The 13979-nt window shown below is 34.4% G+C and carries 14 protein-coding genes; 3 read left to right on the top strand and 11 right to left on the bottom strand.

The window, feature by feature from the left end; translation table 11 throughout:
* Positions 1 to 188: 188 nt before the first annotated feature.
* From ACXKY9_RS12075 to ACXKY9_RS12060, 4 genes are all read right to left on the bottom strand, one after another.
* On the bottom strand, positions 189 to 1421 hold the full coding sequence (locus tag ACXKY9_RS12075) for a DUF4073 domain-containing protein (RefSeq protein WP_000754277.1): 1233 nt from the start codon (positions 1419 to 1421) through the stop codon (positions 189 to 191).
* 326 nt (positions 1422 to 1747) lie between these two features.
* Positions 1748 to 2707 carry an RtcB family protein gene (locus ACXKY9_RS12070; RefSeq protein WP_000454390.1) on the bottom strand — a complete coding sequence of 320 codons (960 nt, stop codon included), beginning with the start codon at positions 2705 to 2707 and terminating at the stop codon, positions 1748 to 1750.
* 282 nt (positions 2708 to 2989) lie between these two features.
* Positions 2990 to 3208 carry an RtcB family protein gene (locus ACXKY9_RS12065; protein WP_000916240.1) on the bottom strand — a complete coding sequence of 73 codons (219 nt, stop codon included), beginning with the start codon at positions 3206 to 3208 and terminating at the stop codon, positions 2990 to 2992.
* Between the two features lie 136 nt (positions 3209 to 3344).
* The gene (locus ACXKY9_RS12060) at positions 3345 to 4265 is read right to left on the bottom strand and encodes a class I SAM-dependent methyltransferase (RefSeq protein ID WP_000289379.1); all 921 of its coding nucleotides are present in this window, start codon (positions 4263 to 4265) and stop codon (positions 3345 to 3347) included.
* Positions 4266 to 4479: 214 nt separating this feature from the next.
* On the opposite strand from ACXKY9_RS12060, the gene ACXKY9_RS12055 reads away from it, so the two are divergent.
* Together ACXKY9_RS12055 and ACXKY9_RS12050 are read left to right on the top strand one after the other, a co-directional pair.
* Positions 4480 to 5061, top strand: a complete 582-nt coding sequence (locus ACXKY9_RS12055; protein ID WP_031303583.1) for an ATP-binding protein — start codon at positions 4480 to 4482, stop codon at positions 5059 to 5061.
* 150 nt (positions 5062 to 5211) lie between these two features.
* Complete coding sequence (locus ACXKY9_RS12050) at positions 5212 to 6324, top strand: LPXTG cell wall anchor domain-containing protein (RefSeq protein WP_000851015.1); 1113 nt, start codon at positions 5212 to 5214, stop codon at positions 6322 to 6324.
* Positions 6325 to 6372: 48 nt separating this feature from the next.
* Here ACXKY9_RS12050 and ACXKY9_RS12045 read toward each other — a convergent pair whose 3' ends face one another.
* The 7 genes from ACXKY9_RS12045 to ACXKY9_RS12015 form a co-directional block, all read right to left on the bottom strand.
* On the bottom strand, positions 6373 to 7044 hold the full coding sequence (locus tag ACXKY9_RS12045) for an ABC transporter ATP-binding protein (RefSeq protein ID WP_000202607.1): 672 nt from the start codon (positions 7042 to 7044) through the stop codon (positions 6373 to 6375).
* A complete protein-coding gene (locus ACXKY9_RS12040; RefSeq protein ID WP_000477750.1) occupies positions 7044 to 8108 on the bottom strand; it encodes an ABC transporter permease in 1065 nt (354 codons plus the stop codon). The genes ACXKY9_RS12045 and ACXKY9_RS12040 overlap by 1 nt, the downstream gene beginning before the upstream one ends.
* 306 nt (positions 8109 to 8414) lie before the next feature.
* A complete protein-coding gene (locus ACXKY9_RS12035) occupies positions 8415 to 9791 on the bottom strand; it encodes a sensor histidine kinase (protein ID WP_000839528.1) in 1377 nt (458 codons plus the stop codon).
* Position 9792: 1 nt separating this feature from the next.
* Positions 9793 to 10470: a response regulator transcription factor gene (locus tag ACXKY9_RS12030; RefSeq protein WP_000781961.1), complete on the bottom strand. Its 678-nt coding sequence runs from the start codon at positions 10468 to 10470 to the stop codon at positions 9793 to 9795.
* A 152-nt stretch (positions 10471 to 10622) separates the two neighbouring features.
* A complete protein-coding gene (locus ACXKY9_RS12025; protein ID WP_000747492.1) occupies positions 10623 to 11462 on the bottom strand; it encodes a YitT family protein in 840 nt (279 codons plus the stop codon).
* Between the two features lie 336 nt (positions 11463 to 11798).
* Positions 11799 to 12068, bottom strand: coding sequence for a 2TM domain-containing protein (locus ACXKY9_RS12020; protein WP_000438994.1), 270 nt, complete (start codon positions 12066 to 12068; stop codon positions 11799 to 11801).
* A gap of 178 nt (positions 12069 to 12246) precedes the next feature.
* Entirely contained in the window at positions 12247 to 12888 is a 642-nt protein-coding gene (locus ACXKY9_RS12015) for a F0F1 ATP synthase subunit alpha (protein ID WP_000525525.1), read from the bottom strand.
* A 497-nt stretch (positions 12889 to 13385) separates the two neighbouring features.
* Here ACXKY9_RS12015 and ACXKY9_RS12010 point away from each other — a divergent pair, with 497 nt between their 5' ends.
* On the top strand, positions 13386 to 13781 hold the full coding sequence (locus tag ACXKY9_RS12010; RefSeq protein WP_000454079.1) for a DUF3224 domain-containing protein: 396 nt from the start codon (positions 13386 to 13388) through the stop codon (positions 13779 to 13781).
* The last annotated feature ends 198 nt before the right edge of the window (positions 13782 to 13979 follow it).

Here is a 13979-nt window from a genome sequence, read left to right as displayed (position 1 = left end):
ACGATTTTTCAAATATATCGTTCATTCCTTACAATATATCAACAATTTTTCAAATGTATCTATCGTAACTTGCAATATATCAACGATTTTCTTAATATATCGATCTATCGACAAAAAACGACAGACAGGCACCTCCTTTCTCATCAACAAAAAAAGAGCCTACACATTCAAATGCAGACTCCCTCCAATCACTTATTTACCGAAAAACGAAGTAACTGTGTTAATCCCGGCTCTAAATTCATTTCACCTTTATGGCGTACGTATACGACTTTATCCCCATCAAATTTCGGAGGGTTTGCTTTACTATACGTATGCCACTCATTCGTTCCTTCTATAGAATACTCCATATATTCAGTTGCACCGACAATTATATTTTCACTATCATCTGCCGTTACATTTGGTGCCATCTGCGCAATTTTTGAATCACTAATTAATAACTTCTTTATATCCTTATCACGTTTGTAATCGTAAGCTGTCACAATTACATCGTTACCATATGCTTTCACTTGTAACCCTTGTTTAAATGAATAGCCATCTGGAGCAGTTTTCTCTCCTCCATTTGGCCCTGCTGACATCCAGCCTGTTTCAATCCCGCCCGTATTTACAACAGTGAAACCTTTTTCATCTCCGCCTTTAATTTTCTTTTTACCAGCCCAGTCAGGTAAGTTTAAATCCCAATGCGTATGACTCGTGAAGAAAACAACCTGCGGATAGTCTTTTAATATATCGTACAATTTATCCACGTTTAAATAATCTTGTAAATATGGTGATTGTCTTGATCCAGATACTGTATCAGGTAAAACGTGATGAGAGAAAATAAAGATTGGTTTATTTTTATCTTTTTGACTATACTCTTCTAAATTTTGTTTTAACCAACCTAATTGCTCATCACTCATATATACTTCATCCCACATTTTTGAATCGTGGTATTTCATATATTTTTCAGTTCCTAAAAATAAAAGTGGATAGCCATCTAATTCTTTTTTATGATATACCTTTTCTTGTCCACTAAATTTCAGATAGCGGTTAAATAAAGTTTCCTCAGTTACACCATTTGGCCATGTACTTTGAGAGAGTTTCCCATCTGCTGTCCATTTACCAGCATAAAACTCATGATTCCCAACAGTAGACCATACATTTTCTGGATGCTTATTTTTATTTAACACACGCTTTACATCATCATATTGTGACTGTTGTCCAGTCGGCGTTATATCCCCATTCATAATAAGCGCTCTAGAAAGTGGCGTTACTTTATTCATATCTTTTAATACGTGATCAAAATCTCCTAAATCACCTTGAATGTCACTAATAACATTAAAAGTTGTAGCTGATTTTCGAACTTGCTCTTTCCCTTCCGCATGTGCTGAAAATGTCGGTAATAATGCCGCCATAACTGCTAACGAAGCAACTGTCTTTTTCATACAAATTCTCCCCCTAATAATAGAATGTACCAACTGACATATTCTGCTTCTCTTAGGTGCTTGTCCAATTCACATTATAGGGGGAGATTGTAAAGATTAATGGAATAAAAAATTAAGTGTTTTTTAAGAGATTTTGTCTTTTCTACACACTCCACAATTAGCAATTCGCGCCAATCTAGCTTTTTAGTCTTTAACATTACATAAATGTAAATGAATATGATGAATCTCTTAGTTTAATATGTTGTCTTTTTAATCTCTGTTATATAACCGCCACAAAATATGCTATCTTTTCAAGTTTTCTTTCTTTAATAAACGTTACTCCTCTTTTAATTAGCCTTAAAATTGTAAAGTGGCTTAATAATATGTTTAATATCAATTGTTTCTTTTGTATTCTCAATAATTTCATCCATTGGCTTATATACCATTGGTGCTTCATCTAAAGTACTTTCTGCAACAGATGTAGTCCAAACCTCTGTCATTGTATTTTGAAAATCCTCTAAGTTAAGTACTTCTTTCGCCTTCTTGCGACTCATAATACGCCCTGCTCCATGAGGGCCAGAAAAGTTCCAATCTGGATTTCCTTTACCAAATGCAATGATTGAACCATCTCTCATATTGATTGGAATGATTACTCGTTCATTTTTCTGAGCTGAAATAGCACCTTTTCGTAGAATCATATTTTCCATATCGATGTAGTTATGAATTGTAGTGAATTGATCGGTTACTTTCCAATCCATTTTAGTGACGATTTCATCAATCATTGCCTTACGATTTAACTCTGCATATTTTTGTGCAATTTTCATATCATTCATGTAATCTTTAAATCCTTGTCCTTCTAAATAAGCTAATTCTTTGCGAATCACCGGTTTCTTAATTTCACGTAAAGCTTCATGTATTTCTTGTTGTCTACCTTCTTTCGTTAAACGCTCAATCAGTTCTTCTTTAATAGATTTAACGTTTATAAGTTGCTCGTAAGCAAAGTTTTGATAATACTCTGCTACTTGTTTCCCTAAATTACGCGAACCACTATGAATGACAATGTATACATTTCCTTTATCATCCTCATTCAGTTCGACAAAATGATTGCCCCCGCCAAGTGTACCAATACTTTTTTGAGCACGTTGCAATGTAAACGGGGCTCTTACACTATCAAAATCAATCATTTTTGAAAATCTATGTTCCTTATCTCGAATACGAAAACCACTTGGGACAAATTTACGTATCGTTTCGTCTAAGTGATCGAAGTTGATTTCCTCTTTTTTCTTATTAATCATAACAACTTCCATGCCACAACCAATATCGTACTTACCTCTCAGTTTCCTGAAAGAGTGGACTATACCTTCTCTACAGTCATCGAGATATGCAGTCTCTACTGTAGGCTCACCGTATTAATTATTCCTCTTCAATTCAAAATAGATGAGGAATAATTCTGTACCTTAGTCTGCTAACATGGTACAAGTCTCTGAACCATTCGATTATGTCACCATAACCACTGGCTGCTGATTGCCCTCGCCTTTTATCGTTAGGGTTCCCAGTCAATTGAGTGAGTAGTTTAAAGTCTGAGCCGATTAGTTAACCCCGACTAAATTAGGAACAATCTTATCTTGAATTGTCATTGTTGTCCCAATCGTGCAACCTGCACCCGCATGTGTATCTGGCATAATACGAATCTTGCTATCCTTTACGAATTCTTGGTTACAAAGATCAATAATTTGACCTGCTGCAGTTTTTTCTACATTCGTAGTAAACACTTTTGCTTCATTGTATTTCCCTTGTAATTTCAACATCTTCTATTTCCCCTTTCCTTTAGTTTCTACAAAACATTAATTTATATATATTTATAATTATATTTTCCACCACTACAGCTCATTTCCTTTTTTATAAAAAAAGACACAGAGATTCCTCCCCATGCCTACTAATTTCCTACCTTTTCACCGCATGCACATAATGCACTGTCTCAAAAGCTTTCAAATAATCGTTTCGTCCTTCAAAATATAATTTATTTATGTCTTCTGGCGATAAATGTTCATAAATGAGTAAGCCCGCCTTCTCTAACAGTGCTTCCATTTCGGCATAAGAAAAACATGATTTCATCGGTTCTCCGCCTACCGCAGCCATTTTTACCATATTTTCAACTCGATTGGACAGTCCCTTTTCCGTAAACAAGTTTTCATCGGGATAATCGAAAACGATAGAACTTCCTGCCGGAACCACCTCAAATAAACATTCTATTAAACTAGAAAGTTCCTCTTTCGTTAAATAGTACGTTACACCTAATAGACTAAAGAACGTCTTTTTATTTTCAAATCCTTCATTCCGTAACTGCTCATAGAAAAATCCTTTCGTGAAATCCATCGAAACAAAATGAAGGTTATTTGGAACTTCAAGTTCTACTTCTTTTATTCTTTCCTTCTTAAACGCCTGCGTAGAAGGATGATCCACTTCAAATATTTCTATTTTATTCTCTAACTCTCGGTTTCTAAAACTGAACGTATCTAAGCCTGCACCGAGTATGACGTATTGTTTCGCTCCTAATGTAATTTCATGTAGTAATACTCTTTCACAATATGCGGCACGTGCTAAAGGTGTTGGTGATAACTGAACTTGTGTAATCCATTTTAATATTTCTTTTGGATTGTCTTGAAACCGCTCTGCAATGTCTGTATTGAAAAAGTGAATCCCTTGAACCATGTTCGTTTCAATATTGTTACGTTCTTTTGGCGATATGAATTCTTTAGCGATATAATCATCAAAGACCTTCGGATTATCAAATTCACTATGATATGCCCTGCTGAAAGCTGATACTAACGACGTTACACTTGCTTCACCTTGTTTCACGTACATACACTCTCCTTCATTTTTACAACAAAAATAGGGTTCCCCTGGCCAGGAGAACCCTATTATACACTTTATTTTTATATTGGTAAATTATAGCATAAATAAGTTTTTTTGTCAAGTTTTCAGCCTACTAACGCTCAACAATTTGTGTAATCTCTAGCAGGAAGATTTCGATCTACACCGAATATTCCAGTTCATAACAATACAAATGGAGGGCGTCATAAAAAGATTAGTCATCATTACAGTTGGAAAAACACACAGTGGAAAAACTACATTTGCAAGAGCATTAGAAAAAGAGTTACCCCACTCTTTCGTTATGGATCAAGATAAACAAGCTGAATTTATTAACACGCATGATGAAAAATTACAGCCGGCTGAAGGTGCTAATACATTTAAGCACGGTCTTTCTAAATTCATTGTTGATTATGCGAAAGAACATACAAATTTACACCTTATTATTAGTAACTCCAATCGCAGTAAAAATGGAAGGTTATATTTACTAAACGAATTATTTCCACAGAATGAATATGTACGCATACTCGTTCATTTTGACATTCCAGATGATGTACTTTACGAAAGAGTGGCTCGAAGCACGCGAAGTACCAATATTTTTAGAGGTGGATATTCTAGTTTCAAAGAAGTATTTGATCAACAACAAACTGAATCACTTCACGATGATGTGGTAGATCCTATAGAAAATGAGGCTGATTATTTGTTTGTTATTCGCAATAATAAAGATATAAGCTTTACTATTGAAGAAATTGTTCATCTAGCTAAAGATTTATCCCCTACTCCAAAATAAGAGATTATAAAAATTACATAATCATAGATTATTATGCAAATACTTCCTCTAGGCAGCGCAGATGGTATATAATGATGGAAGAATCTACTTCTATATGCTCAATTTTACACAAAACAGCTCATGCATATGAAAGAAAAGAGGTACAAAAATATGAAAACAAAACAAACAATCGCTGCGTCTACACTAGCTTTAGCAATGATTGCTGGCGCGAACTCTGCTCATGCGGAAGTAAATGATACTACTCCCCAGCAAAGTACAGGAGATCGATTAGCTGAAATTAAGCAACATAAACAAGAGTTAGATGCGAAATTACAGCAACAAAAAGAAAACGTGGATCAAACATTAAACGAACTTAACAAAGTTAAGGAAAATGTTGATACGAAGGTGAATGAACTACATGAACGTAAACAAGTTGCTGATGAAAAAATTAACGAAGTTAAACAGCATAAACAAGAACTAGATGCAAAACTGCAGCAAGACAAACAAATTGCCGAAGATAAAATCGCTGAAATTAAAGAGCATAAAAAACAAGTAGAAGATAAAGTTGCTGAAGTAAAAGAACATAAGCAAAATATCGATAACAAAGTGAATGAGATTAAAGAACATAAACAAACTGTCGATGAAAAAGTGAATGAAATGAAGCAACATAAAGAGAACATTGATCAAAAGGTTAATGAACTTAAGGAAGTTAAAAAACAAGTAGATGAAAAATTAGCTGAGTTAAAAAAAGCGAAACAAACTGCTGAGGACAAACTCGCTGAACTAAAAGAAAACAAGCCGAATACCGGTAACACGTTAGAGGAACTTAAGAAAATTAAAGGCAATTTAGACAGTCTTTCCGCTAACTTAGAATTAGCTAAACAAGATGTAAAAAACAAACTAGCTGTTTTACAAGAAGCTAGACAAGATTTAATTAATAAAATTAACGAAATTAAACAATCGAAACAAACTGTTTCAGATGATTTATCAAAGAAAAAACAAGACTTAGATATTAAAATCAACGACTTTAAGCATACTGAGAAAAAAATTGACGACAAATTAGCTGAGTTACATACAACGAAGCAAAATGTTGACAACAAGATTAATGAAGTATCACAGTCTAAACAAACGCAAGCAGATAATGGTACTAAAAACAATAACGCTAAAGAACTTCCTAACGCTGGTAGCGAGCAATCAAACAATATGGCTCTAGGAATGCTATCTGTATTAGGCGGTGTTTTATTACTTACTCGTAATAAAATTAAAACGTTATTCTCTAAATAAGTCCATAAAAAAAGGAAAACCGCACATACATGTACGGTTTTCCTTTTTTTATATTAACTGTCCATCTCGAAGCGTCAATATACGATCACATACATCAAGCATTCTTTCATCATGTGTAATCATAATTGCTGCTTTTTGGCTCTCTTTCACTTCGCGTTTCATCATTTCAACAACTTCACGTGCGCGTTTTGAGTCTAAGCTTGCCGTTGGCTCATCCGCTAATATTAAATCTGGGTTGTTCATGAACGCACGAGCGATTGCTACCCTTTGTTTTTCCCCGCCAGATAGTTGATTTGGATAATGATTCTTTCTTTCTCCTAATCCAAATGCCGCTAATAAATGATCTGCACGCTTTCCGGATTCTTGTTTACTTTCTTTTTTTAGCTTTGCAATGTAAAGTAACTGTTCTTTCACATTTAAATATGGAACAAGGTTTGCAAACTGGAAAATGAAGCCGATTTTTTTCAAACGAATGTCTGTCATTTCCTTTTCTGATAGCTTCGTAATATTTTGCTCGCGAATGTAAATATCCCCTTTTGACGGTGATAATAAAGCACCAGCAATTGATAATAACGTACTTTTCCCTGATCCAGAAGGACCAACGATTCCGATAAACTCTCCAGCTTTCACATCAAGCGACATCGGATGAAGGGCTGTTACTTCCGTATTTCCTTCTCCGTACACTTTACTTACTTTGTCTAATTTTAATAATGAAGTCATTACATCCCGCCTCCAATTGCTTCTAATGCATCAACTTTTAATACTTGATATAACGAAATAAGTGTTCCTAAAATACTAATAACGATAAAGATTGCCGCATATTGTGCAATCATCGGTGTTGTTAATAAGAATGGCATACCAGCTGGTAAAATTTGTTCTAACCCTTGTACAAGAACAATACTTATTACCATCGCAACGACTGATAAGAATAACGCCTGTACGACTAAGCTATTTGCTAAATAAGAGTTCTTCGTACCAATTGCTTTTAATACGCCTAATTGCTGTGTTTTTTGCAGTGTAATAACGTAGAAGAATACACCGATTAATAACGCAGCGATAACAAGTAAGAATGCAATGATCATCGTCAATGTTCCTTGCTCTTCTTTAAATCCTGGAATACTTTGCAGTACTTCTTTTTTGTCGATAACATGTGCATTTTTGATTTCTTTATCTGTATTCAGCGCAATTGCACTATAATCTTTTTGATTTGGTTGTGAAATAGATCCCCATACGTCTTCATTTACATACACAACTGGTGTATGGCTAAACATTTGATCTTTCGTAAATCCAACGATTGTAAATTCTTTCTTTGAAACAGGATCAATAATTGTATCTCCAATATCAATTCCTTTTTCTTTAATTGATTCGTCAGCAACCATTTCGTTATTTGCTGTACCTAATTTCTCACCTTTTACAATTTTTGGTTCTAAAAATGAATCACGTTCACTTGAGAAAATAGCGATATCAACCTTTTTCGAACTATCTTTCTTTTCATATGTTGAAACTTTCACACGAAACGGAACGGCTTCTTTCTCGCCTACTTGATTTACTACGTTATCTACATCGTCTTTCTTAATTTGTGAACGAAGTAATTTATTTTCCGCATCATCTGCTAAAACGAACTTATTTGCCTCCATATTTTGAATCGATGAAGCATTATCATATGATAGTCCATTTGCTAATCCTGAAATAACAAGAACTAAAAATGATAATAACACCATAATCAGTCCGATTAATCCGTATCTTAATTTTGATTGTTTCAATTCACGCAGAGCTAAAAACATTTCGCTCGCTCCTTCCTCTTTCTTTCTATGCACTTATCATAAAAAAGAAATATGAACGGAATATGAACAGAAGATTACAGAGGGGAAATTAAATTACATCTGATACTTTTTGAGCGCGGGAAAGGTGTGGCTTTATAGCAGAAATACAGTACGTGAAATTTATATCAGCGATTTTTCAAATATATCAGCGCAAATAGAATTATATCGGCGCAGCTCAAATTATATCAGCGATTTTCCGATTATATCGACTTGCCGACATAAAACGACAAAAAAGAGGCAGTTCCGAAACAGCCTCTTTCTTTCCATCTATTTCGGAAGCTCCACCCGAACGGTCGTTCCTTCCCCCTTCGTACTATACACCGAAACGTTTCCATGATGCAGTTCAACAATCTTCTGCACAATCGACAATCCTAAACCGCTACCTTCTACGTTTCTCGTCCTTGCTGTATCTACTTTGTAAAAACGGTCAAAAATACGATCCATTTCTTCTTTTTCCATACCGATTCCGTTGTCTGATATAGAAATAATGACACTAGACTCTAACTCTTCGACGAAAAACTCAATCGTTCCACCATCGTTTGAAAACTTAATGCTATTCGTGAAAATGTTACTCCAAACTTGATGAAGTAAGTTTTCATCACCTTTTATAGTGATATCTGGCACATTAAATTCAACGGCGATATCTTTTTCCCGCCATTTCCACTCAAGCATAAAAATGACGTCTTTAATTTGCTTCTGCAGATTGAATTCTCTTATTTGTAGAACCTTTTCCTCTTTATCTAATGAAGCGAGCGTAAGTAACTGTTTACATAAACTAGACATTCGCTTACTTTCACCCTCAATAATTTGTAAGTAATGATTTCTTTCTTCCTCACTCATCTTTTCTGTTTGCAACGTCTTTGAAAAACCTTGTATGGAAGAAAGTGGCGACTGAAATTCATGTGAAACGTTCGAAACGAATTCTTGTCTCATTTCATCTAGTTCTTTAATACTCTTCGTCATCTTTTGGAAGCTTGTAGATAACGTTCCTATTTCATCTTTTCGTTTTACATCTAATTCAATTTCATATTCCCCACTCGCAATTTTTTGCGTAGCCTTCGTAAATTTACGGATTGGGCGAACGATGTAACCTGCTGCAATCGCTATAAAAATAATACTTAATAGTACGATAAACCCTAATAATACCGCTAGAAAAATTCTCATCTCGCCGAATTGTTGTTGAACGTCAGGGCGAATGAATAAAGCGTACTGTTTATCACCGTGTTGTACTGGGACACCGACGCTATTAATTAATTCATTATCGAAAAAACCTGTAATAAAGAGGCGCGTTGGATAAGTAGAAACACCATTAAATGTCTCCCCCTGCAATACTTTATGAACGGTATCATCACTTATTGTCGTCTTACGAAACGCATTACCGATACGCTTTCCATTCTTTTGATCATCAACAATGTAAATCTCATACCCTAATTTTGCAATAGAATGCAAATACGTCTCTTGATTTTCTTCACTTTGCTTTTCATATAACGATTTAACTTCTTCCGCATACTTTAAAATCTTTTCACTGTTATATGGTTTTAACTTCACTTGATAATATACGTTCGTTAATAAAAAGCCGATAATACTACTAAGTAGCATAATGCCGACCGTCATAAATACAAATCTAGAATATAGTGATTTCATCTTATTTCAACTCCAACTTATACCCGAGGCCGCGCACTGTTGTAATTTGAAAATCATCCGTTCGTTTTGAGAAACGATCTCGCAGCCTTTTCACATGAACATCAACTGTTCGTTCATCTCCTTCAAAATCCATTCCCCATACTAATTCAATTAGCTCTTCTCTTGAAAATGTTCTTCCAGGATAACTAGCAAGTTGTGATAATAACTCAAATTCCTTTAAAGGAAGCAAAATTGTTTGACCGTTACACTTTACTTCTACACCTTTTCGATCAATTGTCGTTCCGTGCAACGTAATAATATCTGCACTCAGCATTTGATAACGTCGTAATAAAGCTTTCATACGGAAAATCACTTCAGCTGGTTCAAATGGTTTTACGATATAATCGTCCGTACCAGAAATGAATCCTTTTTCTTTATCAACTAACTGATCTTTCGCCGTTAATAAAATAACCGGTATATCATGATACTTCCGGATTTCTTCACATAACGTATAGCCATCAACGAACGGCATCATAATGTCTACGATCGCAAGATGAATATTTTCCTTCTCTAAAACATCTTGCGCTACCTTTCCATCTTCTGCTTCAAAAACTTTAAACCCCTCTTTTTGTAAATGATAATGCAACAACTCTCTAATATGCTTATCATCATCAGCTAATAAAATATGTATCATCTTCATTAAACCCTCTCTCGTTCATCCTTCTACATCACTACATTAAGAAACAATTGGATTTTTTGCAAGAAAAAGAAAAAGAATCTATTTTGAAAAAAGATTATTCAAAATAGATTCTTACGTTTTAGTATTAAGATTATTTTAATCAAAAACAATTTCTAAGCCTTCGAAATATCAACAAATCCTTCTCCGAACACATCACGAACATCGTGTATAGCGATGAACGCCGCCGGATCCGTAGTTTGAACAATCCGCTTTAGCTTCACTACTTCTTGCTTATTAATAACAACATAAAGAATTTCCTTCGGCGTTTTCGTGTAATAGCCATGACCTGAATACACGGTAACCCCTCTCCCCATTAAGGTTGTCACCTTCCCGGCAATTTCATCTGGATTATCAGAAATAATCGTAATAGCCTTCTTCGGATTTAACCCTTCAATTACAAATTCCATCACTTTCGTTGCTACATATAGCATAATAATTGTTATCATCAGTTTTTCTGCACCAATGATGAAATAAGATGAAAATGCAACGATTAAATCGAAGAACAGTAGACCGTAGCTAATGCTCCAGCCTAAATATTTATGTGTCATCCTTGCTAAGATCGTAGTACCTGCAGTTGTTCCGCCAACGCGAATGATAAGACCAATACCACACCCGATAAATATTCCTCCGAAAATGGCATTTACAAGCATTTCATCCGAAGCAATCGTCCAGCCTTCTGTTAAATGAAGAAATAGCGAGTTAGTCACTACAGCGATAATCGTATAAATTGTTGTGATTTTATTTAAAAATTTATAACCGACTATTAACAAAATCGCATTTAAAATTAAGTTAACTAAACCTGGTGACCATTCAAATAAATAGTACGTAATAATCGTGATACCTGTTACCCCACCCTCACCAAACTCGTTCGGGATAACAAATAAATTGACACCTAAAGCAAAAAGAAATGCACCAATAATAATAAAAATAATGTCTGTCGTTCTTTTTTTCATACAGTACCTCACTTCTTATGTAAATATTTATTCTGTCATAAACTCTCACCATTATATCGTGGAATATTCAAATCGAACAGTGGTTTGTTTTTTATTTTAATATAGGATGATAAATCAACTTTATCCTATATCCACTTGTAATTAAGAAAGTAAAATAACTGTATTTATTATGTACTACAACTAAAGTTTTGATTTCACATGCAATTCATGCTAAAAATGAATAGGAACACGTACTCGCATTAACTTCGAGTACAAAACAAATAGGCGAAGCTATAGAATAGGCTTCGCATCAAACGTGTGCTCACAGAGATTTATATTCATAAATCTCTGATTTTTTCACTTATCTTTCTCCATATACTCTTTAATTTTTCGTTCTTCCCATTCTTTTCCGAATATCCCAAATGGAAAAGTTGTTAAACCATGTATAACGATACCAATCCCCCAACCTCCAAGTGGATATAAAAACCATAATTTACTTGAATCAGAGCTTATATTTATGAAAAAAAGCATTAAGTTAACTAATATATAGACCGTTAAATGAATGTAAAACGCTTTTAAATTCTCCACTCTTTTTTTAGCTCGTAAATAATTCTCATCTCGCTCCATATATAAACCCCTCTTTCATTATTGTATTTTTTAACTCGCACCGATTTAAACATCATATTCTAGTCGGATATCCCTTATTCTCAATAAAATACAAAGCAAAAAAGTATCCAGCAAATGGTCATACACATCACCATTTGCTGGATACTACATGATACATTTGTTATTTACAGGATTTTAATTAAGACCAAATCCATACACCATCATTATTTTCAGCGTTCGTCTTTGCTTCATGAACTTTTTCAATATGGTCAACTGTGTTCCAGTTAATAGAACTTCCGCCCCACCCTACATACTTCATATCAATTTTCACTTTCTCACCCGCATTAAATACTTGTCCCTTTGTTAAGAAAACATCAATAATAGCTTTCTTCCCATTTAACGATGGATACTCAACTACAACATATTTAGTAGCACCGTCTCCCTCATCTTCCATCGTTCCTACTTTTGATACTTCTCCAATTACATAATTAGGTGAGCCATCTTCTTTCATGTGCATACCTAACTTGTTTGTTGTATTTTCAACTGCAGTTGCAACCATATATTCTGTAAAATTACGCATCATAGATCCAGTAGCTTTTACTTCATCTCCTACTTTCACATTTGAAAGTGAATCAATATACACACTAACCGGTTCCTCATATTGCTTAGATTTTACAACAATTACACCGTTATCTACTTCTACTACTCGTCCTTCTAACGTCGAGAAATTCGATTCAATAGAAGCTGCACTCGCTTTTGTTACTTCTAGTCCTGGTAAATTTGTTCCTGATAATGCTGCGATCCCTAAAGCACCTGCTAAAATTAATTTTTTCATACCCATTATGAAACATCTCCATTCACGATGATTTTATTTTTTTGATTGGTATCGACCAACCTGTAATCATTATAGTTACAGGTAGTGAAAATAACAACCGTTTTCCTCATGCAATGTTGCATACTTTGATTTTCAAATATAAATAGGTTATTCCTATATTCAACACTAAGACTGAATTCTTGAATCCCAGCAGGTAAACGGATTGATGATGAAGAAACTAATGTCATACATCATGTATTTCAATGATACAGTTTGTATAATCGTAATCCATTACATTCTGTAGCAGCGGAGTTAACATGTTAATAAAACCAAAGAGGTTACAAGCAGGAGACACCGTGACAACAGTAAGTCCTTCATGGGGAGGCGCAGGTGATTCTGAGATAAGATAACGATATGACAGGGCTCAAATAAATAAAAACACTCCTATAAGATATGACTGTGAATTAGTACTTTTTAAATGATATGGAGATTACTTATCTAATGATAAAGGGGGATTTACGTGTATGGAAGTAACATTTACAGTAAGTAAATGGGATGAAAAACTAATTGATGATACTAGAAAAGATTTCCCTATTAATATTGCCCATGTTGAATATGATATTGATGGAGAATTAAAAGGAAAAGCTTTTGTTGAATACTTATTATATTATCTAGACTCAAATATAAATGATGGTCACTTGGCTACGGCTAAAATTTCTGGATTTTTACACTTTGAAGGAATTTATAAGGGGCAACAAGGGACATTCACAGCTATAGAGCAAGGAATATTTGATAAAGGAAATTTAGATTCCCCAGGAACAATTATTAAAGCTACCGGTAACTTAGAAAATCTGAGAGGGTCCTATAATTATCAGTTTACAGGTCAAACTAGTAAACTGATTTTAGAGTTTGAATTTTAGCAAAATACCTTACATTTTAGCAGAAAGGACATTTCTTGTAATACTCGGAATGTCCTTTTTGTTGACGAGCTTATTCAAATTAAAAATGAACAGAGTATATTATCAATATACAGCAATGCATATCATTTTCGTTATGGTGGAATTAAAAACCTAAGCCCGAGTGACATGGCCCCCACCTATTCATTACTTTTCCTACTA

Source organism: Bacillus sp. 2175, assembly GCF_057812155.1.
Note: the sequence above shows the minus strand (reverse complement) of the source record. Positions and strands in the feature narration are given on the sequence as shown.